This is a genomic window from Bifidobacterium callitrichidarum, from assembly GCF_003129905.1.
Classification (GTDB): domain Bacteria; phylum Actinomycetota; class Actinomycetes; order Actinomycetales; family Bifidobacteriaceae; genus Bifidobacterium; species Bifidobacterium callitrichidarum.
This window is the reverse complement of sequence record NZ_QFFM01000007.1, coordinates 81,128-103,836: the sequence shown is the minus strand read 5'-3', so window position 1 is coordinate 103,836 and position 22,709 is coordinate 81,128. Positions and strand designations below refer to the sequence as shown.

18 protein-coding genes, 2 tRNA genes and 1 pseudogene are annotated in these 22,709 nt (G+C 64.6%); 20 read left to right on the top strand and 1 reads right to left on the bottom strand.

What is annotated here, in order from left to right; translation table 11 throughout:
• The first annotated feature begins 97 nt into the window (after positions 1-97).
• From DF196_RS04625 to DF196_RS04530, 20 genes and pseudogenes are all read left to right on the top strand, one after another.
• Entirely contained in the window at positions 98-1,291 is a 1,194-nt protein-coding gene (locus DF196_RS04625; RefSeq protein WP_109056712.1) for a methionine ABC transporter ATP-binding protein, read from the top strand.
• Positions 1,288-1,974 (top strand): methionine ABC transporter permease, encoded by a 687-nt coding sequence (locus tag DF196_RS04620; protein ID WP_109056711.1) that lies wholly within the window; start codon positions 1,288-1,290, stop codon positions 1,972-1,974. The genes DF196_RS04625 and DF196_RS04620 overlap by 4 nt, the downstream gene beginning before the upstream one ends.
• A 143-nt stretch (positions 1,975-2,117) precedes the next feature.
• A complete protein-coding gene (locus DF196_RS04615; RefSeq protein ID WP_109056710.1) occupies positions 2,118-3,269 on the top strand; it encodes a M20 metallopeptidase family protein in 1,152 nt (383 codons plus the stop codon).
• A 14-nt stretch (positions 3,270-3,283) separates the two neighbouring features.
• Positions 3,284-4,981 (top strand): NAD+ synthase, encoded by a 1,698-nt coding sequence (locus DF196_RS04610; protein WP_109056709.1) that lies wholly within the window; start codon positions 3,284-3,286, stop codon positions 4,979-4,981.
• A gap of 159 nt (positions 4,982-5,140) precedes the next feature.
• Complete coding sequence (locus DF196_RS04605; RefSeq protein ID WP_109056708.1) at positions 5,141-5,341, top strand: hypothetical protein; 201 nt, start codon at positions 5,141-5,143, stop codon at positions 5,339-5,341.
• A 255-nt stretch (positions 5,342-5,596) separates the two neighbouring features.
• Positions 5,597-7,972 (top strand): formate C-acetyltransferase, encoded by a 2,376-nt coding sequence (pflB, locus tag DF196_RS04600; protein WP_109056707.1) that lies wholly within the window; start codon positions 5,597-5,599, stop codon positions 7,970-7,972.
• Positions 7,973-8,181: 209 nt separating this feature from the next.
• The gene (gene pflA, locus DF196_RS04595; protein ID WP_109056706.1) at positions 8,182-9,063 is read left to right on the top strand and encodes a pyruvate formate-lyase-activating protein; all 882 of its coding nucleotides are present in this window, start codon (positions 8,182-8,184) and stop codon (positions 9,061-9,063) included.
• Positions 9,064-9,388: 325 nt separating this feature from the next.
• On the top strand, positions 9,389-10,030 hold the full coding sequence (locus tag DF196_RS04590) for a DUF3000 family protein (protein ID WP_109056733.1): 642 nt from the start codon (positions 9,389-9,391) through the stop codon (positions 10,028-10,030).
• Positions 10,027-11,331 (top strand): HRDC domain-containing protein, encoded by a 1,305-nt coding sequence (locus tag DF196_RS04585; RefSeq protein WP_109056705.1) that lies wholly within the window; start codon positions 10,027-10,029, stop codon positions 11,329-11,331. Before DF196_RS04590 ends, DF196_RS04585 begins: the two co-directional genes overlap by 4 nt.
• 52 nt (positions 11,332-11,383) lie before the next feature.
• Positions 11,384-12,769, top strand: a complete 1,386-nt coding sequence (tig, locus tag DF196_RS04580) for a trigger factor (RefSeq protein ID WP_109056704.1) — start codon at positions 11,384-11,386, stop codon at positions 12,767-12,769.
• A 120-nt stretch (positions 12,770-12,889) separates the two neighbouring features.
• Positions 12,890-14,344 carry a chloride channel protein gene (locus DF196_RS04575; protein ID WP_109056703.1) on the top strand — a complete coding sequence of 485 codons (1,455 nt, stop codon included), beginning with the start codon at positions 12,890-12,892 and terminating at the stop codon, positions 14,342-14,344.
• 59 nt (positions 14,345-14,403) lie between these two features.
• The gene (locus DF196_RS04570) at positions 14,404-14,784 is read left to right on the top strand and encodes a transcriptional regulator (RefSeq protein WP_109056702.1); all 381 of its coding nucleotides are present in this window, start codon (positions 14,404-14,406) and stop codon (positions 14,782-14,784) included.
• Positions 14,785-14,904: 120 nt separating this feature from the next.
• Positions 14,905-15,528 carry an ATP-dependent Clp protease proteolytic subunit gene (locus DF196_RS04565; RefSeq protein ID WP_109056701.1) on the top strand — a complete coding sequence of 208 codons (624 nt, stop codon included), beginning with the start codon at positions 14,905-14,907 and terminating at the stop codon, positions 15,526-15,528.
• Between the two features lie 2 nt (positions 15,529-15,530).
• A complete protein-coding gene (locus tag DF196_RS04560) occupies positions 15,531-16,247 on the top strand; it encodes an ATP-dependent Clp protease proteolytic subunit (protein ID WP_109056700.1) in 717 nt (238 codons plus the stop codon).
• Between the two features lie 121 nt (positions 16,248-16,368).
• A pseudogene (gene clpX, locus DF196_RS04555) lies at positions 16,369-17,802 on the top strand (ATP-dependent Clp protease ATP-binding subunit ClpX); the annotation flags it as partial.
• 122 nt (positions 17,803-17,924) lie between these two features.
• Positions 17,925-17,998, top strand: a tRNA-Arg gene (locus tag DF196_RS04550).
• A 29-nt stretch (positions 17,999-18,027) separates the two neighbouring features.
• Positions 18,028-18,101: transfer RNA gene (locus tag DF196_RS04545), tRNA-Arg, on the top strand.
• 105 nt (positions 18,102-18,206) lie between these two features.
• The gene (locus DF196_RS04540) at positions 18,207-19,427 is read left to right on the top strand and encodes a MalY/PatB family protein (RefSeq protein WP_109056698.1); all 1,221 of its coding nucleotides are present in this window, start codon (positions 18,207-18,209) and stop codon (positions 19,425-19,427) included.
• A 135-nt stretch (positions 19,428-19,562) separates the two neighbouring features.
• Positions 19,563-20,846: a Na+/H+ antiporter NhaA gene (locus tag DF196_RS04535; RefSeq protein ID WP_109056697.1), complete on the top strand. Its 1,284-nt coding sequence runs from the start codon at positions 19,563-19,565 to the stop codon at positions 20,844-20,846.
• 24 nt (positions 20,847-20,870) lie between these two features.
• Positions 20,871-21,884 (top strand): LOG family protein, encoded by a 1,014-nt coding sequence (locus tag DF196_RS04530; RefSeq protein ID WP_109056696.1) that lies wholly within the window; start codon positions 20,871-20,873, stop codon positions 21,882-21,884.
• A gap of 79 nt (positions 21,885-21,963) precedes the next feature.
• Here the strand turns inward: DF196_RS04530 and DF196_RS04525 are convergent, their stop codons facing one another.
• Positions 21,964-22,629: an O-methyltransferase gene (locus tag DF196_RS04525; RefSeq protein ID WP_109056695.1), complete on the bottom strand. Its 666-nt coding sequence runs from the start codon at positions 22,627-22,629 to the stop codon at positions 21,964-21,966.
• Positions 22,630-22,709 lie beyond the last annotated feature (80 nt).

Sequence of the window (22,709 nt, the reverse complement as noted above, 5' to 3'; positions counted from 1 at the left end):
TGACGATGCCGGGCGGGGAGGAACGAACCGGTTCCACCCCGCCCGGCATCGCGCCGTGACGCAAACGGCAAACGACATACGACAATCAGGAGAACCCATGAGCGACCCCATCATCACGTTCGACCATGTGGTCAAGGAATTCAAGGTCCGCGGCCGCAAGTCCGGCGTGGCCCGCGCCGTGGACGACGTGAGCCTGACCATCAACCGAGGCGATATCTTCGGCATCATCGGCTATTCCGGCGCCGGAAAGTCCACGCTGGTCCGCCTCATCAACGCCCTCGAGCGCCCCACCGGTGGTTCGGTGAGCGTGCTCGGCACGGACATCACCTCCCTGAGCGAATCGAAGCTCAGGCCCATCCGCCAGAAGATCGGCATGATCTTCCAGCAGTTCAACCTGTTCTCCACCAAAACCGTGGCGCAGAACATCGCCTACCCGCTCCAGCTCGACCACTGGCGCAAGGACTACCAGGACCGCCGTGTGGCCGAACTGCTCGACTTCGTCGGCCTGTCCGAACACGCGGACAAATACCCCTCACAGCTGTCCGGCGGCCAGAAGCAGCGCGTCGGCATCGCCCGTGCGCTCGCCACCAACCCCGAGATCCTGCTCGCCGACGAAGCCACCAGCGCCCTTGACCCCGAGACCACCACCGAAGTGCTTACGCTTCTCAAGCGCGTGAACAAGGAATTCGGCATCACCATCGTGCTCATCACCCACCAGATGAACGTGGTCCAGCAGATCGCGGACCGCGTGGCTGTGATGAGCGCCGGCCGCGTGGTCGAATCCGGCGACGTGTACGACGTGTTCGCCGCACCCCAGCAGCCGGTCACCAAGCGCTTCATCGCCACCGCCCTGTCCGGACTGCCCGAGCAGGACCGCGTCGAACGCCTCCACACCGAATGGTCCGGCCGCATCGTCACCGTGCTTATCCGCCAGAAGGACGTCTCCGACAGCCACGGCCGCGAGGTGTCCGCCTCCGGACAGAACATCTCCGAACTTATCGCCAAGCACGGCATCGAATCCGGCCTGCTGTACGGCGGCATCGACACCGTGCGTGGCTCCGCGATCGGCGCCATCACCTACGAATTCAAGGGCGACGACGCGCGCGTGAACGCCTTCCTCGCCGAACTCGCCGAAAACAGCGACGTCATCGACTTCGGCACCGCCGCGAACCCGGTGCCGTACGACGAGGCCGTCTCCGGGTACACGCCGGAGCATGCGCCGATTGCACCGGCCGTCGATGCCGCAAAGGCGAACGCCGCCGACCAGAACAACGAAGGAGCCCAAGCATGATCGTCCTCGCCAACCCGCGCAGCGACTGGAGCGTCCTCAAGCCCTTGCTGTTCCAGTCCATCGGCCAGACCCTGACCATGGTGCTCATCACCCTCGTGGTGGGCGGCTTCCTGGGCCTCATCCTCGGCGTGGTGCTTTACGGCACCCGCCCGGGCAACCTGTTCGAGAACGCCGTGGTCTACCGCATCCTCGACATCATCGTCAACATCGTTCGGCCTATCCCGTTCATCATTTTCCTGGCCGCCATGCAGCCGTTGACCATCGTGGTGGTCGGCACGTCCATCGGCACCGTGGCCGCCATCTTCCCGATGGTGGTGATGTGCACCTTCGCTACCTCGCGACTGGTGGAGCAGAACCTCGTGCCCGTGGACCCCGGCATGATCGAGGCCGCCCGCTCGATGGGCGCCGGCAAGCTCACCATCATCCGTACGGTGCTCATTCCCGAGGCGCTCGCCCCGCTCATCCTGGCCTACGCCTTCCTGTTCATCGGCGTGCTCGACATGTCCGCCATGGCCGGATACATCGGAGGTGGCGGCTTGGGTAACTTCGCCATCGCCTACGGCTACCAGAAGTTCGACCAGACCGTCACCTGGACGGCCGTGATCATCATGATCGTGCTGGTCCAGGTGGTCCAGGGCATCGCCAACGCCATCGCCAAGCGACTGCTCAAGCGCCAGCAGTAGCCGCCGGATTCATCCAGCGCATCCATTGCGCCCTTATGCGAAGATCTCCCGCCGACCTACGTCCGGCGGGGGATCTTCGCGCAATTCCGCACAATACGGGCGCGTTCCCTCCCTTTTCATCCGCCTTACTAGAATCGGCAACCATGAGCGAACATATCGAGATCGACCACGAACTCATCACCATCCGTCACTACCTGCACGCCCACCCCGAGCGCAGCTTCAAGGAATTCGACACCAGCATCTACCTCGCCGACCAGCTCAAGGCGCACGGCATCGAGATCCTCGAGAATCCTCTGGAGACCGGCGTCGTCGGCCTCATCCAGGGTGAGGCCGGACCGGGGCCGCGCATCGGACTGCGTGCGGATATCGACGGCCTGCCCATCGTGGAGGATTCCGGCCTCGAATTCAGCTCCGTCAACCACGGCGTGATGCACGGCTGCGGCCACGACCTGCACATGACCGGCCTGTTGGGCGCCGCCTTCTGGCTCGCCGAACACCGCGACCGCTTCGCCGGCTCGATCAAGATCCTGTTCCAGCCCAGCGAGGAGACCGGCAGGGGAGCGCGCGCCATGATCGATGCGGGCCTCGTGGACGACGTGGACGCCATCATCGGCACGCACAACAACCCCAACTACGCACCCGGCCAGCTCGCCATCGGCGTGGAACCGATGATGGCCGGCTGCGTGAAGTTCCACGTGGACTTGCACGCGCAGGGCACCCACGCTGCCTACCCGTACAAGGGCACAGGGCCGCTTGAGGCGCTCGCCAGCATGATCCTGAGCCTGCAGACCATCGTGAGCCGCAACGTCACGCCCTTCCACCCGCTGGTCCTGTCCGTGACCGAGGTCCACGGCGGCGACGTGTGGAACGTGGTGCCCGCCGAAGCCGGCTTCCAGGGCACCGTGCGCTACTTCCACAAGGAGGACGGCAACCTGGTGGGCCGTCGCTTCAAGGAGGTCGTGCAGCACACCGCCGAGGCGTACGGCATCAGGGCCGACGTGGACTGGGACGATTTCCAGGATCCGCTCGTCTCCGATCCCGCGCTCGCCAAGGCCGTGGCGGCCGACGTGAACGACTACGCGCAGCTTGAGCCGATCCGCCCATCCATGGCGGGGGAGGACTTCTGCGAATTCGCCAAGGTGACCCTGCCCGTGTTCGCCTTCGTGGGCTCCAACGGCCAGGAAGGCTGTGCCGACTGGCACAGCCCGAACTTCGTGGGCCTCGACGAATCCATCCCCACGTTCGTCAACTTCTACGTCAACGCCGCCCTGCGCGTGCTCAACGAACTGAGCTGAGTACACTGAAGACCATGACACAGCTTCGTTTCGCACTCGCCCAGATCGATACCTGCGTCGGCGCGCTCGACGCCAACGCCGACAAGGTGCTCGACTACTCTCGCAAGGCCGCCGAAGGCCACGCCCAGGTGGTGGTCTTCCCCGAGATGACCCTGACCGGCTACCCGATCGAGGACCTCGCCCTGCGCCGCACCTTCCGCCAGGCCGCGTGGGACAAGGCCAACGACCTCGCCTCGCGCCTGGACGCCGAAGGCCTGGGTTCCCTGTTCGTGGTGGTGGGCACCGTGGGCACCGACCGCGCCACCTCCAAGCCGCGCAACCGTCTCGTGGTCCTGCACGAGGGCGTGGTCTGGGCCGGCTACGACAAGCACTTCCTGCCCAACTACGGCGTCTTCGACGAATTCCGCATCTTCTCCTCCGGCGACCGCTCCGTCACCCTCGACGTGGACGGCGCCCGCATCGGCGTGGCCATCTGCGAGGACATCTGGCAGGACGGCGGCCCGGTGGCCGAACTGGCCGGCAAGGGCATCGACCTGCTGCTGACCATCAACGGCTCCCCGTACGAGGAGGGCAAGACCCACACGCGCCTCGAACTCGCGCAGCGCCGCGCCGCCGAGGTCAAGGCCCCGGTCATCTACCTGAACCAGGTGGGCGGCCAGGACGACCTCGTCTTCGATGGCGGCAGCTTCGTGGTGGACGCCGATGGTGAACTGCTCGAACGCAGCCCCATGTTCATGGAGGACCTCACCTTCTGGGACTTCGACCCGGCCGCCGAACACCAGGCCAAGGCCGCCATCGCCGACCTGCCGGACCCGGATGAGGAGATCTACACCGCCTGCGTGCTCGGCCTCAAGGACTACATGGCCAAGAACCACTTCAAGGGCGTGACCCTCGGCCTTTCTGGCGGCATCGACTCCGCGCTCGTGGCCGCCATGGCCGCCGACGCCTGCGGCGGCGAGAACGTCTGGGGCATCTCCATGCCCTCCATGTACTCCTCGGACGGCTCCAAGGACGACGCCGCCGACCTGGCCGCCAACATCGGCGCCCACTACGAGGTCCAGCCCATCGAACCGCTGTTCAACGCCTACCAGGACCAGCTGCACCTCGAAGGCGTGTCCGCCGAGAACCTGCAGGCCCGCATCCGCGGCGTGATCGTGATGGCGAGCTCCAACTCGCGTGGCCTGCTCGCCGTGGCCACCGGCAACAAGTCCGAGCTCGCCTGCGGCTACTCCACCATCTACGGCGACGCTGTGGGCGGCTACGCGCCCATCAAGGACCTTCTCAAGACCCGCGTGTGGGAGGTGAGCCGCTGGCGCAACAGGGCTGCGGCCGCTGGCGTGGGCATCGGCGGCCTCAAGATCGTGGGCAACGAGAACGGTGACCCCGGCGTGCCTCTCAAGGACGGCGTGATGATCCCGGTCTCCTCCATCGAGAAGGCGCCCTCCGCCGAGCTGCGCCCCGGACAGAAGGATTCCGACTCCCTGCCCGAGTACGCGCTGCTCGACAAGGTCCTCGCCGCATACATCGAGCACGCGCACGGTCGCGCCGACCTGCTCGCCGACGGCTTCGACGAGGCCACCGTGGACACGGTGATGCGGCTGGTGGACCGCGCCGAATGGAAGCGCCGCCAGTACCCGCTCGGTCCCAAGGTCACGGCCCTCGCCTTCGGCCGCGACCGCCGCCTGCCCGTGACCAACGCCTTCCGCGAGTAGTCGGTCTCGGAAACCAGGATCGGCATGGCTCCTGTTCTTGGCTCCCCTTGTCAGGGGAGCTGTCGGCGAAGCCGACTGAGGGGTAGTCCATCCGGATTCATGGCAACCTCATGTACCGGAGACATTACGTATTCGAATCGGAAAGGAAGCCGAAAAGACATGACCGACAACGACAAGCAGTGGTACTTCAACACCGTCAAGGGCAAGGCCGAACTCGGTCCGATCTCGCCCATCGAACAGCGCATGGGCCCCTACAAGACCAAGGAGGACGCCGAACACGCCTGGGACATCGTGGTGGACCGCAACGCCAAATGGGAGGAGCAGGACCGCCAGTGGAACGGTGACGGCTACCATCGCTGACCCGATATTTCCCAAATAGTGAAAAACCGCTCATGCGCACACCGCCGCATGAGCGGTTTTTCATGTGACGAACACCACAATCCGCCGGGAATCGCCGCGAAAAAGGGCTAGAAATCATTGGAATGATAGCGTTCACAAACGAATGTGAGATAGCTCACTTCCGATTTCAGCTTTTCCCAAGCCTGTGCAAACTACACTAAAGAACCAACGATTCCGTGAAGATGCGAAATCGACAACCCCATTTAAAGGAGTGACATGACCGCAGTAGAAAATGCAGCTGTCTCCCAGGAGGAGCTCGAAGCAAAGGCGTGGGCCGGCTTCACCGAAGGCAACTGGCAGAAGGACATCGATGTCCGCGACTTCATCCAGAAGAACTACACCCCGTACGAGGGCGATGAATCCTTCCTGGCTCCGGCTACCGAGAAGACCAAGCACCTGTGGAAGTACCTTGACGACAACTACCTGGCCGTGGAGCGCAAGCAGCGCGTCTACGACGTGGACACCCACACCCCGGCCGACATCGACGCTTTCCCGGCCGGCTACATCGACTCCCCGGAGGTCGACAACGTGATCGTCGGCCTGCAGACCGACGTCCCCTGCAAGCGCGCCATGATGCCGAACGGCGGCTGGCGTATGGTCGAGCAGGCCATCAAGGAAGCCGGCAAGGAGCCGGATCCGGAAATCAAGAAGATCTTCACCAAGTATCGTAAGACCCACAACGACGGCGTCTTCGGCGTCTACACCAAGCAGATCAAGGTCGCCCGCCACAACAAGATCCTCACCGGCCTGCCGGATGCCTACGGCCGTGGCCGCATCATCGGCGACTACCGTCGCGTGGCCCTGTACGGTGTCAACAAGCTGATCGCCTTCAAGAAGCGCGACAAGGACTCCGTGCCGTACCGCAACGACTTCACCGAGCCGGAGATCGAGCACTGGATCCGCTTCCGTGAGGAGCACGACGAGCAGATCAAGGCCCTGAAGAAGCTCATCAACCTCGGCAACGAGTACGGCCTCGACCTGTCCCGCCCGGCCCAGACCGCCCAGGAAGCCGTGCAGTGGACCTACATGGGCTACCTGGCCTCCATCAAGTCCCAGGACGGCGCCGCCATGTCCTTCGGCCGCAACTCCGCCTTCCTCGACTGCTACATCGAGCGCGACCTCAAGGCCGGCAAGATCACCGAGACCGACGCCCAGGAACTCATCGACAACATCGTCATGAAGCTGCGCATCGTGCGCTTCCTGCGTACCAAGGACTACGACGCCATCTTCTCCGGCGATCCGTACTGGGCGACCTGGTCCGACGCCGGCTTCGGCGACGACGGCCGTCCGCTGGTCACCAAGACCTCCTTCCGCCTGCTCAACACCCTGACCCTCGAGCACCTTGGACCTGGCCCGGAGCCGAACATCACCATCTTCTGGGATCCGAAGCTGCCGGAAGGCTACAAGCGCTTCTGCGCCAAGATCTCCATCGACACCTCCGCCATCCAGTACGAGTCCGATAAGGAGATTCGTTCTCACTGGGGCGACGACGCCGCTATCGCCTGCTGCGTCTCCCCGATGCGCGTGGGCAAGCAGATGCAGTTCTTCGCCGCCCGCGTGAACTCCGCCAAGGCCCTGCTGTACGCCATCAACGGTGGCCGCGACGAGATGACCGGCATGCAGGTCATCGACAAGGGCGTGATCGATCCGATCAAGCCCGAGGCCGACGGCTCCCTGGACTACGAGAAGGTCAAGAACAACTACGAGAAGGCCCTCGAGTGGCTGTCCGAGACCTACGTCATGGCCCTGAACATCATCCACTACATGCACGATAAGTACGCCTACGAGTCCATCGAGATGGCCCTGCACGACAAGGAGGTGTACCGCACCCTAGGTTGCGGCATGTCCGGTCTGTCCATCGCCGCCGACTCCCTGGCTGCCATCAAGTACGCCAAGGTGTACCCGATCACCAACGCCGAGGCCAAGAACCTCGAGGGCCACGAGTACGAGTACGTCGAGGGCGCCGATGACGACCTGGTCGTGGGCTACCGTACCGACGGCGAGTTCCCGATCTACGGCAACGACGACGACCGCGCCGACGACATCGCCAAGTGGGTCGTGTCCACCGTGATGGGCCAGGTCAAGCGTCTGCCCGTCTACCGTGGCGCCGTCCCGACCCAGTCCATCCTGACCATCACCTCCAACGTGGAGTACGGCAAGAACACCGGTTCCTTCCCGTCTGGCCACAAGAAGGGCACCCCGTACGCACCGGGCGCCAACCCGGAGAACGGCATGGACTCCCACGGCATGCTGCCGTCCATGTTCTCCGTCGGCAAGATCGACTACAACGACGCTCTTGACGGCATCTCGCTGACCAACACCATCACCCCCGATGGCCTGGGCCGCGACGAGGAGGAGCGCATCGGCAACCTGGTCGGCATCCTGGACGCCGGCAACGGCCACGGCCTCTACCACGCCAACATCAACGTGCTGCGCAAGGAGACCATGGAGGACGCCGTCGAGCACCCGGAGAAGTACCCGCACCTGACCGTGCGCGTCTCCGGCTACGCGGTGAACTTCGTCAAGCTCACCAAGGAGCAGCAGCTCGACGTGATCTCCCGTACCTTCCACCAGGGCGCCGTCACCGACTGATCCGTCAGTGAACGCGACCGTGTGAAACGGTAGAACGATGAAGGGGTGGGCTTTCGTCCCACCCCTTCCTTATGACGACTTCGGCTTTCCCTCCCTTGGCTCCCCTCGGGAGGGAACTCGCCGCGAATGACTGAGGGGAGGTTGGGCCCGGTCGGCGCCTCATCGGCGATCGCGGGGCCTGTCGCATCACTTGCAGGAACAGGAGGACAATGATGCCCGACAACCAGTTCCGTACCACCACGCGCCACATGCTGCGCGAATCCAAGACGTACGCCTCGCAGACCCTCATGGGCGGTCTGTCCGGCTTCGAATCGCCCATCGGCCTCGATCGCCGCGACCGTATCGCCGCGCTCAAATCCGGCGACATCGGCTTCGTCCACTCCTGGGACATCAACACCTCCGTGGACGGTCCGGGCACCCGCATGACCGTGTTCATGTCCGGCTGCCCGCTGCGCTGTCAGTACTGCCAGAACCCGGACACCTGGAAGATGCGCGATGGCAAGCCCGTGTACCTCGACGCCATGATCAAGAAGGTGGACCGCTACAAGGACCTGTTCAAGGCCACGCACGGAGGCATCACGTTCTCCGGCGGCGAATCCATGATGCAGCCCGCCTTCGTTTCGCGCGTGTTCCACGCCGCCAAGGAGATGGGCGTGCACACCTGCCTCGACACCTCAGGCTTCCTCAACACCAACTACACCGACGAGATGCTCGAGGACATCGACCTATGCCTGCTGGACGTCAAGTCCGGCAACGAGGAGACCTACCACAAGGTCACCGGCGGCACGCTGCAGCCCACCATCGACTTCGGCCAGCGTTTGGCCGAGGCCGGCAAGAAAATCTGGGTGCGCTTCGTGCTCGTGCCGGGGCTCACGGACTCCGAGGAGAACGTGGAACAGGTGGCCGAGATCTGCGAGACCTTCGGTGACGCCGTGGAACACATCGACGTGCTCGGCTTCCACCAGCTCGGCCGCCCGAAGTGGCACGAGCTGCGCATCCCGTACCCGCTGGAGAACCAGAAGGGCCCGAACGCCGCCACCCGAGAGCGCGTTGCCAACCAGTTCAAGGCCCACGGGTTCACGGTGTATTAAATCCTGCCGTCCGGAGCCAGGGGGTTCTCGGAAACAGATGGTCGGAAAGCCGGCGTCAGGGGATTGGACTAGCGGTTTCTGGGCATATACCGGCCATTTATTCTGTGCATAACCGTAGTAGATACGTGATTCTGGGCATATACGTACCACGAGGAACGTGAAAACGCCGATAACTGGTACGTATATGCCCAGAACCGTTTTCGGCTTCCTTCAGGTGGTAGGTATATGCCCAGAATGAGCGGATGACTGTTGGCTGGGAAGAAGATGTTTGGCGGGAAAGCGCGCCGATACCGGGAAACGCCCGCTGCTGCCTTACCCTGATGATATGGCTGAGATCTTCGCTTTTCCGGCGGGTACTCCTGCGGCAATGAGGCCTGGCGATGGAGCCGGTGCGCCGCAGCATCCCGTGCGTCCGCGCGGTGTGCCGGACGACGTGTGGGCGGCCGTCGAATCCGTCCGAACCATGCAGCGCCTCGATGACGTGCGCTACCGCGAGATTCCCGTGCCCTCCACGCTGGCCGATTTCGGCATCGGTGTGGAACTCGAATCGGAAAGCTCCAGTCAGGAGGCAGGTCCTCTCCGGCTCGCCACCGGCTGGATTATGATGCTCTACGCCCATGAGCCGCGAACCGGATGGGATTCAAATTGGCGGTGCGTGGCGTTCGCCCGGCTGCCGCTGGAGGCGGGGGAGAACGACCCGCTCGCCCCCGGCATGTATTGGGATGGCATGTGCGACTACGTGGAATACGCCGAGCCGGACACCGTCTCCGGCACCGTGACCGTGACCCGCAACACCGCGTTCGGCGGGCTCGACGAGGCCCCCAGTTCCGGTTGCGAGATGCGCGTATCCTGGACGCCGCTTGACGGGACCGGGCCGGACGGTACGATGGACGCCGGCGCACAAGTGAATTCGTGGGCCGCCTTCATCAGATCTACCGTCCGTCCAGAGGAGGATGACTGCAGGTGAGCGACGTCCGTGAGACCGAACCCCGGTTGCTCAAGGAACCACGTGGGGGAGTACCCAACGTCACCTCCACACTCGCCGACTATCACCGGTACTGCGAGGCGCTGGCCGCCGCGGACGGCCCGTTGGCGGCGGACGCCGAACGCGCCTCCGGTTTCCGGTACGGCCATGAGGACTGGCTCATCCAATTCAAACGTGAAGGCGCCGGCATCGCATTGCTCGACCCGGTGGCCCTGACCCAGGCCGGGGCCGACTGGAACGAATTCAACGACGCGGTGGGCGACGCCGTCTGGATCCTGCATGATTCGCTGATGGACCTGCCCGGCTTCGCGGACATCGGGCTGAAACCCCGTGCCCTGTTCGACACTGAGATCGCGGCGCGACTGCTCGGCCTGCATCGTTTCGGCCTGGCCGCGGTGACCGAGCACTACCTCGGCATCACGCTAGCCAAGGAGCATTCCGCCGCCGACTGGTCATACCGCCCGTTGCCGCGTGACTGGCGCAACTACGCGGCGCTCGACGTGGAGGTGCTCATCGAACTTGAGGAACTCATGCGCCGGGACCTGAAGGCCCACGGCAAGGACGAATGGGCCGCCGAGGAATTCTCGCACGCCCTGAACGAGGGACTGGCTCCGAGGAAGCCGCATCCTATCCCGTGGCTCAGGGTCTCGCGCATCACCCAGCTCAGCCGTGACCCACGCGGACTCGCCATCGCCAAATCGCTGTGGGAGGAACGCGACCGGCTCGCCCGTCAATATGACATCGCCCCCACGCTGCTGCTGGCTGACGCCTCCATCATCGAGGCCGCCACGGCCAAACCGCACAACGCCGCCCAGTTCCGGGCCCTGCGTTCCCTGAACGAGCGGGTACGCATCCGCACCGGCACCGAACAGGACAAGATGTTCGAGCGATATGCGCCCATCCAGCGTGAGGTCAAGCCCAAGGTGTGGAAGGCCGCCATCGACCGGGCCATGGCCCTGAAGCCCTCGCAATGGCCATCCATGCCCTCGCCCGAGCAGGACGAGAATGGCATGGTGGTCAACGCGCCGCGCTCCATGCGCCTGTGGCAGCAGCGGCATCCCGACCGTTACGACCGTCTCCAGCGCGTGCGCAAGGTGATCAACCGGATCGCCGAGGATACGCGCACGCCGGCCGAGATGATCGTCAAGCCGCAGATCCTTCGCAACCTGTGCTGGACCGAGGACCTCGCCGGAATCGACGTGGAGGCCTTCCTCGCCGAGCAGGGCGCGAGAAACTGGCAGGTGCGCCTTATTGCACCGTCCGTAAGTAGCGCTATCATGTAGAGGTTGCCTTACGGCAGATTGTTAAGAACATACGACTTTTGAGGAGTCATTCGTGAAGATCAGCGTTCGTAACCTCGAGCCCACCAAGGTGAAGCTCACCATCACCGCCGACCCGGAAGAGCTTGACCCGTTCCTGGATAAGGCTCGCAAGGAAATCGCCAAGCAGGTGAACGTTCCCGGCTTCCGTAAGGGCCACGTGCCCGGCAAGATCATCGACCAGCGCTTCGGTTTCGCCGCCGTTGCCGGCGAGGCCGTGAACGACGCCGTGCCGGAGCTGTACTCCAAGGCTCTGGAGGAGAAGAAGATCCAGCCGATGGATCAGCCGGAGTTCGACGTTCAGGACGTGCCGCAGTCCGCCAAGGACGAGACCAAGCTGAAGTTCACCGCCACCGTCGAGCGTCGCCCCGACTTCGAGCTGCCGGAGATCGACGGCATGGAGATCGCTATCGCCAAGCCGGAAGTCAAGGACGAGGACGTGGAGAAGCGCCTCGAGGCCCTGCGCCAGCGCTTCGGCACCCTGGTGGGCGTGGATCGTCCGGCCGCCAAGGGCGACTTCGCCAACATCGACCTGACCGCCGAGATCAACGGTGAGACCGTTGACTCCCAGGAGGGCGTGAGCTACGAGCTCGGCTCCAACACCATGCTCGACGGCATGGATGAGGCCCTGGAAGGCCTGTCCGCCGGCGAGGAGACCACCTTCGAGGGTACGCTGGAAGCCGGCGAGCACGAGGGTGAGAAGGCCACCATCAAGGTCAAGGTCAACTCCGTCAAGGCCGAGGAGCTGCCGGAGCTGAACGACGAGTTCGCTTCCGAGGCTTCCGAGTTCGACACCCTGGACGAGCTCAAGGCCGACATCCGCAAGGCCGCTTCCCAGGATGCCGAAGGCCGTCAGGCCACCGAGGCCCGCGACGCCTTCATCGCCAAGCTGCAGGAAGGCCTGGAGATCCCGGTGCCGAAGGGCGTCAAGGCCAAGATGGTCGAGGAGCAGCTCAAGGGCATGACCCCGGATCCGGAGAAGGCCACCGACGAGCAGAAGGCCGAGGCCGAGAAGAACGTCGAGAAGGACCTGCGCGATCAGATGGTCCTCGACGCCCTGGCCCAGAAGCTGGACGTCAAGGTCTCCCAGGCCGACGTGTTCAACTTCCTCGCCTCCATCGCCCAGCAGTACGGCATGGATCCGAACGCCTTCATCCAGGCCATCATCAAGAACGGCCAGCTCGGCTCCGCCGTGCAGGAAGTCGGCCGCTCCAAGGGCCTGCTCGCCGGCATGCGCGCCGTGAAGTTCACCGCCGACGGCGAGGTCGTGGATCTCTCCAACTTCCTGGGCGAGGCCGCCGAGGATGAGGAGGCCGAGTCCGTCGAGGCCGCTTCCGCTGCTGCCGCCGTGGCCGACGAGCTGTCCAAGTCCGACGAGGACAAGGCCGCCGACGCCGAGTGAGCGTGGTGAGTCGTCATTGCACCTGCCGTGCGCAGATGCGATGACATGACCGTAGGCCCGGGACCGTTATGGTTCCGGGCCTTTTCGTTTGCCGGTTGGGTGAATGACATGGGAGATGCGATGGGAAATGTTGTGCGGAACGCCGATGCGAGACGTTTGGGGTGGTTGGCCGCCGCGACCGTGGTATTGGGAGCGCTGATCGGCGCGGGCGCCGGCCTGCTGACCCTCCTGCTGTATGGCGTCGAGCATGTGATGCTCGGTTATGTGGAGGGTTCGGGACTACCTGGCCCGTTCGGTGTCCCCGCCGTCCGCCGCGCCATTTCGGTCACGGTCGGTCTGACCATCGCCGGCGTGATCTGGTACCTGCTGCGCACCAAGACCACCAAAGTGCCATCGGTCAAGAAGGCTGTCGGGGGAGCGCGGATGCCCGTCTGGCAGACCGTGCTGCACGTGGTCCTGCAGATCTTCATCGTGGGTACCGGCGCCTCCATCGGTCGAGAAGTGGCCCCGCGTGAATTGGGTGCCATGCTGGCCCAACGGTTCTGCGACCTGTTCCACATCGATGGCGAACACGGCATCGACCGGCGCATGGTGGTGGCCGTGGCGGCCGGTGCGGGTCTCGGCGGCGTGTACAACGCCCCGTTGGCCGGTATGTTCTTCGCCGTGGAGATCCTGCTCGCGGATGTGACCTTGGAGAAGGTGGCATTCGGCTTGGGCATGTCCTCGGTGGCCGCGTTCACCGCGGCGTTGGTCAAGGGGCATCACACGTTCTACGACATCACTGCCATGCAGCCCGGATCGACGCCAAGTCTCATGCTGTTCGCCTTGCTGTGCGGCGCGGCGGCAGGCGTGGCCGGCGCGCTGTTCCGCAAAGGCTCGTCATGGGCGGAATCGCATAAGCCCACTGGTAAGGGGATCCTCTGGCAGATGCCGCTCGCCGGTCTGCTCACGGGTCTGGTGGCCGTATTCGTGCCGCAGGTCATGGGCAATGGGCGTGCCGCCGCGCAGCTCGGATTCAGCACGTTCGTCTTGGACGTCGCTTCCGCTTCCGGAGCCACGCAGTCTGGGACCTCGGCCGCCGCGTCACCGTGGACGCTGCTGGCGAACGGCGGTGCTGGAGTGGGCGCGACCTCCGCTGGTGCGGGAGCCGGTTCCTGGCTGGATGCCTTGGGATTGGGATTCGCCCCTAATGCCGGCACGACCCTGCCCCTGTCCCATGCGGGGCTGATAGTCGGCGTGCTGTTGTTGACGTTTGTGGCCAAGGCCGTCATCACACTGATGACCATCCGCTCCGGTGCATCCGGTGGTGTGCTGCAGCCGGGCATCGCCCTGGGATCGACGCTGGGCGCGATGCTGGGAATCCTGTGGATGTTCATATTCCCCGCTGATACGGTGACGGCCTGCGCCCTGATCGGTGCCGCCGCGTTGCTCGCCGCCTCCCAGCAGGCACCGCTTATGGCCATGTGTCTGGTCATGGAACTGACCGAAGCGCCGATTACGTTCTTCGTGCCGGTCGGTCTGGCTGTGGCCGTGTCCGCATTGGTCTCCAAGTGGGTGTTGGGTCGGCTGAAGTAGCAGCCAGCCTAGGCTCCCCTCTCCGAGGGGAGCCGGAACGACAGGTAAGGAAGGTGGCAATGTCCCAGAACACCGAGGATCGCAAGGCTTTGGCGACGCTGGACGCCGAACCGTTGAACGAGCGGATCGCCTACTATCGCAAACCGTTCATGGTGCTGTGGGCGGCCATCCAGGAAGCCTCCAGCGAACTGGTCGAGGACTACGGCCTGAGCCAGGACATGGCGCAGCTGTGGGTAGCCGAACAAATGCGCCAGGTATCCGACTCACTCGTCGACCGTCTCGCGGAGAAGGCGGTGGCGCACGGCGCCAGCAAATCGAACGTCGCACGCGCCGCCGGGGCAAGCCCGGCCAATGCCGAGCGACGATTCCCCCGGCTCAAAGGAGACGGTTCGCACGGTCGGCTGCTCATCGACGACGTACTCGACTCCATGGAGGAGTGAACGCTCCGCGTTTCCATCTACGCCTACGCTGGCCGCCAAAATACAGGCGAATATTCGCTTCCAGTCGCTTCGAGGCGGTAGTCTGAACAATGTTCGAGTTATGAGTTAAGGAGAATCAAGGTGAGCAATACCTTTGCGACCTTACCGGTCATGGCGGGCGATGACGTCCCGGCCGGCCCCGTCGACCCGATTTTCAACCGCCTCCTGAAGGACCGCATCATCTGGATGGGCGAGGAGGTCAAGGACGACATGGCCAACCGCATCTGCGCCCAGCTGCTGATGCTGGCCGCCGAGGACCCGAAGAAGGACATCTGGCTGTACATCAACTCCCCGGGTGGCTCCATCACCGCCGGCATGGCCATCTACGACACCATGCAGCTCATCGAGCCGGACGTGGCCACGGTGGGCCTGGGCATGTGCGCTTCCATGGGTCAGTTCCTGCTAAGCTCCGGCACCAAGGGCAAGCGCTACCTGACCTCGCACGCCCGCGTGCTCATGCACCAGCCGTCCGGCGGCATCGGCGGCACCACCACCGACGTGCGCATCAACGCCGAGCTCATCATGGACATGAAGAAGACCATGGCCGAGCTGACCGCCGAGCAGACCGGCCACACGGTCGAGGAGATCTACCGCGACAACGAGTACGACCACTGGTTCACCGCCAAGGAGGCGCTGGACTACGGCTTCGTGGACAAGCTCGTGACCACGCCGGACACCATCGGCAACGACAGCAAGGGGGAGTGACCATGGCAAGTGAAGAAGCGAAGTTCGTAGGCCGTGCCGAGCGCCTGGCCGGCCGCCAGGGCGTCGTCGGCTTCATGCCGGCCGCCGTGCGCGCCGAGGCCCAGGCCCGCGCCGCCGCGATGCCGACCAACCGCTACGTCATGCCGCAGTTCGTGGAGAAGACCCCGTACGGCATGAAGACGCAGGACGCCTACTCCCGCCTGTTCGAGGACCGCATCATCTTCCTCGGCGTGCAGGTGGACGACGCCTCCGCCGACGACGTGATGGCCCAGCTGCTGGTCCTGGAGTCCCAGGACCCGAACCGCGACGTGATGATGTACATCAACTCGCCCGGCGGCTCGATGACGGCCATGACCGCCATCTACGACACCATGCAGTACATCAAGCCGGACGTGCAGACCGTGTGCCTCGGCCAGGCCGCCTCCGCCGCCGCGATCCTGCTGGCCTCCGGCGCCAAGGGCAAGCGTCTCATGCTGCCCAACGCCCGCGTGCTCATCCACCAGCCGGCCATCGACCAGGGCTTCGGCAAGGCCACCGAAATCGAGATCCAGGCCCGCGAGATGCTGCGCATGCGCGAATGGCTGGAGAACACGCTCGCCAAGCACACCGGCCAGGACGTGGAGAAGATTCGCCGCGACATCGAGGTGGACACCTTCCTGACCGCCCCCGAGGCCAAGGAATACGGCATCGTGGACGAAGTGCTGGAGCACCGCCAGTAGTTCCGGACGACCCTTTCGCGCACGTGCGCGCCCCGCAATACCCTCGGCCGGCAATGGCCGGGGGTATTGTGTTTGAAGGACCGTACCGGGACAATCGCGCAGCGTGGCAAAGGAGATGCACATGGGACGTGTGGTCAGCTACAACGAGGAGATTCCACGCTGCACGTTCTGCGGCAAGACCGAGCATCAGGTCAGGAAGCTCGTGGCCGGCCCCAACGCCTCCATCTGCGACGAATGCATCGCCCTGTGCGTGGAGATCATCTCCGAGGAGCGGGTCAAGGACGCCCAGGTCAACGCGCTGACCCTGCCCAAACCCACGCAGATCTTCGACTATCTCAACCGGTACGTCGTAGGCCAGGAGAACGCCAAACGAGCGTTGTCCGTGGCCGTGTACAACCATTACAAGCGCGTCAACATGGAGCTGCGCGAGGACGCCGGACGGCTCAACGGCCAGGGCGGAGGCGCCGGTGCCGCGGGTGTCGCCGGACGTGCGGGAAACGCCGGAGCCGTTCCGGACACGATGGGGTACGGCGACGCGGGATTCGCCGGCGACCTGGATGCCGAAGCGCCAGCCCGCGCCGCAGCCGGTCGTTCCGGTCGTTCGCGGCGCCGCGACAACGACCCGCTGGCCGACGTCGAAGTCGCCAAATCCAACATCCTGCTGCTCGGCCCCACCGGTGTGGGCAAGACATACCTCGCCCAGTCACTGGCCCGCGTGATGAACGTGCCGTTCGTCATCACGGACGCCACCACACTGACCGAGGCCGGTTACGTGGGCGACGACGTGGAAACCGTGCTGCAGCGGCTGCTGCAGGCCTCCGACGGCGATGTGGCACGGGCCCAGCATGGCATCGTCTACATCGACGAGATCGACAAGATCGCCCGCAAATCCGGCGAGAACACCTCCATCACCCGCGACGTGTCCGGCGAAGGCGTACAGCAGGCGCTGCTCAAGATACTGGAAGGCACCATCGCCTCCGTGCCGGTGGAGGGCACGCGCAAGCACAAGGAGCAGGAGACCGTGCAGATGGACACGCGCGACATCCTGTTCATCTGCGGCGGCGCGTTCGTGGGGCTGACGGACATCGTGCGCCAACGTCTGGGCCGCCGGGAGAGTGGATTCGGGGCGAACTGGCATGACGCCGACCTCAAGGACGACGAGCTGCTGGAACAGGTCAATGCCGACGATCTGGCCGAATTCGGCCTGCTGCCCGAGTTCATCGGACGACTGCCGGTGATCAGCGTGCTCAAGGAGCTCACCGCCGACGATCTGGCGGCGATCCTCACCCAGCCGGCCAACGCGCTCGTCAAGCAATACCGCAAACTGTTCGCCGTGGACGGCGTGGACCTCCAATTCACCGAGCAGGCCGTGCATGCCATCGCGGACACGGCCATCGCCCAGGGCATCGGCGCGCGCGGCCTGCGATCCATCATCGAACGCACGCTGCAGGACACCATGTTCCAGCTGCCCAGCATGGAGGATGTGCGGCAGGTGATCGTGGACCAGGCGTCCGTGGAAGGAAAAAGCAGCCCGAAATTATTGAGGGAGGCAATGCGCGGAGCGACGTCCGAACGTCGCAAAACCGCATGATTCCAACGCGACACGCCGTATGGGCATCCGACTTGCAGAGCGTTGAATGACGTGTATTATAAATCGAGTTGTTTGAACGACAACATGCGCGAGTAGCCCAGCGGATTAGAGCAGCTGACTACGGATCAGCAGGTCGCAGGTTCGAATCCTGTCTCGCGCACTCCCGAACCACGGGGACAACAGTGGTATGCGCGAGTAGCCCAGCGGATTAGAGCAGCTGACTACGGATCAGCAGGTCGCAGGTTCGAATCCTGTCTCGCGCACGATAAAGCCTCGGAAGCGAAATGCTTTCGAGGCTTTTCCAATTCCGACACAATCCGCCGCTACGATGAGGCGGGTTGGTTCTCACAGCAGGAAAGGGAAGAGCAGTGACGCAGGCGGAACAGGATCGCGGTCAGCACCGGTACGATTTCAGCACGATCCTCGAACGGCATGGCTCCACGTCCATCAAATGGCATGAGATCGAAGCGGAAATGGGGCCGGACAGCCGGGACGTGATCCCGCTGTCCGTGGCGGACATGGAATTCAAGCCCGCGCCGGAAATCGTGGACGCTCTGGTCGAGGCCGCCACGCACGACGTGTTCGGCTACGACTACGCCACCGACGACTATTTCGCCGCCCTGACCGGCTGGATGAGCCGTCGTCACGGCTACGATATCGACCCCACGTGGGTGAGCCTGTCCGACGGCGTGATGCCGGCCATCAACACCGCCTTGCGCGCCGTCACCCATCCGGGGGACAAGGTCATCATCCAGCGGCCCGTCTACTACCCGTTCACGTTCGCCGCCGAACACAACGGCCTGACCATCCTGGACAACGAACTCGTGTTGGACGAGGCCGCCGGCCGCTACGGCATCGATTTCGACGACCTGGAGGCCAAGGCCGCCGACCCGCGCTGCACGGCCCTGATCCTGTGCAACCCGCACAACCCGGTCGGCCGCGTCTGGACCACCGACGAGCTGCACCGCATCGGCGACATCTGCCTCGAACACGGCGTCTACCTGCTGTGCGACGAAATCCATGCGGACTTCGCGCACCCCGGCCATGCGGTCACGATGTTCGGCACACTGGGGGAGCGGTACCGGAGCATCCTCTTCGAGTTCACCGCGCCCACCAAGACGTTCAACCTCGCGGGTCTGCTGTGCTCCAACGCCATCATCCCCGATCCCGAGCTCAAGCGCCGCTTCGATGTGGCCGCCGAGAACATCGGCGGACTCACGGTCAGCCACTTCGGCCTGGTGGCCTGCCAGGCCGCCTACAACCATGCCGGGGCATGGCTGGACGGGCTGCTGGGCGTGCTGGAACGCAACGTGGCCGTGCTGCGCGAATTCGCCGCCCGTACGGAGGGCGTGCGCCTGATCGAACCGGAAGGCACGTACCTGGCATGGCTCGACTGCCGCGGACTCGGCTTCGAGACCCCGGAGGCGCTGCGCGACTTCATGCGTGACGAGGCCCGCGTCTGGTTCGACGAAGGCTCCCTGTTCGGCCGTTCCGGCGACTATTTCGAGCGTGTCAACCTCGCATGCCCCACCGCCCTGCTGGAGCGCGTGCTGGACAACGTCGGCCGCGCGCTCGCCGCACGACGGTAACAGGGAAACCGGCGGACGCTGCTCGGCCCCGAGCGTAACCGTTCGGGGCCGTTGCCGTACTATGGATAGTCGTATTTCACAGGGACGATCGTCGAACGCTGATCGTCACGGGCACGGACGGCGAAAGGAACGGCGATGGGAAAGACCACCGGTACCAGGCGAGGCGCATGGGCCGCGATCAGGCGGCTCGCCGCCTCAGACCGCGCCGCCGGCCTCATCATGCTGGGCTTCGCGCTCATCGGCTTGGTGGCCGCGAACCTGCCATTGACCTATCACCTGTTCGAGACCATCGCCGAAACGCATATCGGCATCCCATACACGAACATCGACCTACCAATCGGCCACTGGGCGCAGGACGGCCTGCTCACCATCTTCTTCCTGACCGTCGGACTCGAGCTCAAGCAGGAGCTCACCACGGGATCGCTCTCCAACCCCAAGGCCGCCGCCGTGCCCATGCTGTGCGCGGTGGGCGGCATGCTGGCGCCTCCCATCCTGTTCATGCTGGTCATCGCCCTGTTCTCCCGGTTCGGACCGGGGGAGATGGGCAGCCTGATCCTCACCACCACCGGCAGCAGCATCCCGTTCGGCGAGATGGCGCACGGCTGGGCGGTGCCCACTGCCACGGACATCGCGTTCTCGCTGGCCGTGCTCGCCCTGTTTGCGCGCGGCCTGCCCGGTTCGATCCGCGCCTTCCTCATGACGCTCGCCACCGTGGACGACCTGCTGGCGATCATCCTCATCGCCGTGTTCTTCTCCTCGGTCAACGCCTGGTACTGGTTCATCGGCATCGCCGTATGCGCCGGCGTCTGGGCGTACCTGGTGCAGCTCAAGCGCGTGCCATGGGCCGTGGTGGCCGTCGTGGGCGTCCTGGCCTGGGTCATGATGTTCGAAGCCGGCATCCACCCCACGCTGGCCGGCGTGCTCGTGGGTCTGTCCACCCCGGCGCGCGAGATCCACGGCGAGACCACGCCGCGCGCCGAACGGTACGCCTCGAAACTCCAGCCGTTCTCCGCCCTGCTCGCCCTGCCCATCTTCGCCCTGTTCGCCACCGGCGTGCACTTCGAGGAGCTGACGCCCGCGCTGATGCTTTCGCCCCTGGTGATCGCCCTGATCGTGGCGTTGGTGGTGGGCAAGCCGCTCGGCATCATCACCACCGCCTGGCTGTCCACGCATCTGGGCGGCCTCAAGATGGCCAAGGGGCTGCGCGTGCGGGATATGATCCCCACCGCGTGCGCCTGCGGCATCGGATTCACCGTATCCTTCCTCATCGCCTCGCTGGCGTACACGAACGCCGAACTGTCCGCCGAAGCACGATTCGGCGTGCTGGTCGGCTCCCTGATCTCCGCGCTGGTCTCCGGCATCCTGCTGAGCTGGCAGTCCAAACGGTTCGCGGACGCAACCACTGACGCAACGAGGTAGAACCGCAATCATAAGGAGATGACCATGGCCAAGAAACAGAAGAAATCAAAGAAGAACGACGACAGGAAGACAGGCGCGAAGCAGCCCAAATCATCGCTGAAGTCGACGAAGGCTCAGGTGGAGGACCTGCTGTCAGGGTCGGCGGTGAGCATCCCGTCCGATTCAGACGATGTCACTGATTCGGCCGAATCGGCGCAACAGGACGGTTCGTCGAATCCGGCCGTCATCGGCGCGGCTGCGGAAGCCGATTCGGCCGTGGATGGCGAACGAAACGGCGATGCCGCGCCACAGGACGCTTCGCCTTTGGGCGACACGTACCATCGCGGTCCCGTGATCCTGCGCGGGCCGATGATCCCGACAGACAACACCACCGCCAACCTCCTGCGGCCGGACGCGGACACGGACTGGCTGCACATGGACCCCTGGCGGGTGCTCAGGATTCAGTCGGAATTCGTGGACGGTTTCGGCGCGCTCGCCGAGCTCGGGCCGGCGGTGGCCGTCTTCGGGTCCGCTCGCACCCCGCGCACCGACCCTGTGTACAAAGCCGCACGTCGCATGGGCAGCCAGATCGCCAAGCGGGACATCGCCGTCATCACCGGCGGCGGTCCGGGCGTCATGGAGGCGGCCAACAGGGGAGCGGCGCTCGCCGGCGGCAAGTCGGTGGGCCTGGGCATCGAGCTGCCGCACGAGCAGGGGCTCAACCAGTGGGTGAACCTCGGCATGAGCTTCCGCTACTTCTTCGTCAGAAAAACCATGTTCGTCAAGTACAGCTCCGGCGTGATCATCTGCCCGGGCGGCTTCGGCACCCTTGATGAGATGTTCGAACTGCTGACGCTCGTGCAGACCCATAAGGTCGCCAACATGCCCGTGGTGCTGTACGGCAAGGACTACTGGCAGGGATTGTTCGACTGGCTCAACGGCCCGGTCTCGGACCATGGCATGATCTCCGCCATCGACCCGCATCTGGTGACCCTTACCGACGACCCGGACGAGGCCGTGGACATCGCCACCAGTGCCATCACCGCAAGTCGGGCATAAAAGAAGGTGCGCTTCCCGATACCGTGGGGAAGCGCACCTCAGCGGTGCAGCGTTGCAGCGGTGCAGCGCTGCAGAAGAATCAGCGCTTGACGGCGATGAGCAGGCCGGTGCCGTCGGACGTGAGTGTGGAGGTGAAGCCCTCGTCCTGTTCCACGGTGGCGATGAGCTCGCGCATGGCCACCGCCTTGTCGCTGCGGTCGGCCGCATCCAGCACGCCGCCCTGCTCGGAGCCTAGCGCCAGCACGTCGGTGAACACGATGGTGCCGTGCGCGCGCAGCAGACGGGAGGCCTGTGCGAACGTGGAGGCGTAGTTCTCCGGATCGCCGGCCACCATGATGAAGTCATAGTCGTTGGCGTTGAGACGGGGCAGGAACACGCTGACCGGCGCGTTCACGGCGCGCAGCGAGGTGTCGGTGGTGTCCTGCAGCACGGCGAAGGCACGACGGATCAGTGTGATGCCCTGTGCCGAGGAATCAACGGCGGTCAATTGGCCGGTACCATCCAACGAGCGGACCAGCTGCAACGTTTCGACCAGCGAACCGGTGCCCACGGCGATCACGGAAGAGGCGCCGGCCATGCGCACCAGAAGGTTCAGCAGACGCGCCTGGGCGGCCGGGCCCTGAAGTTGACCGTTCTTGTCGGCGGCCTCACGGGCGTCGGCGATGGCGTCCGGCTCCTGCTCGCGGGCGTGCTCCTCGGCGAATTCCCAGGCCTTGGCAAGATTCGTATACTGCGTTTTGTCCATAACCTTCGTTTTCCTTCTGTGTCGTCCCCGGCCCACTTCGGCTGTACGGCGGGGCGATATACGCGACGCTATGCTCTAGT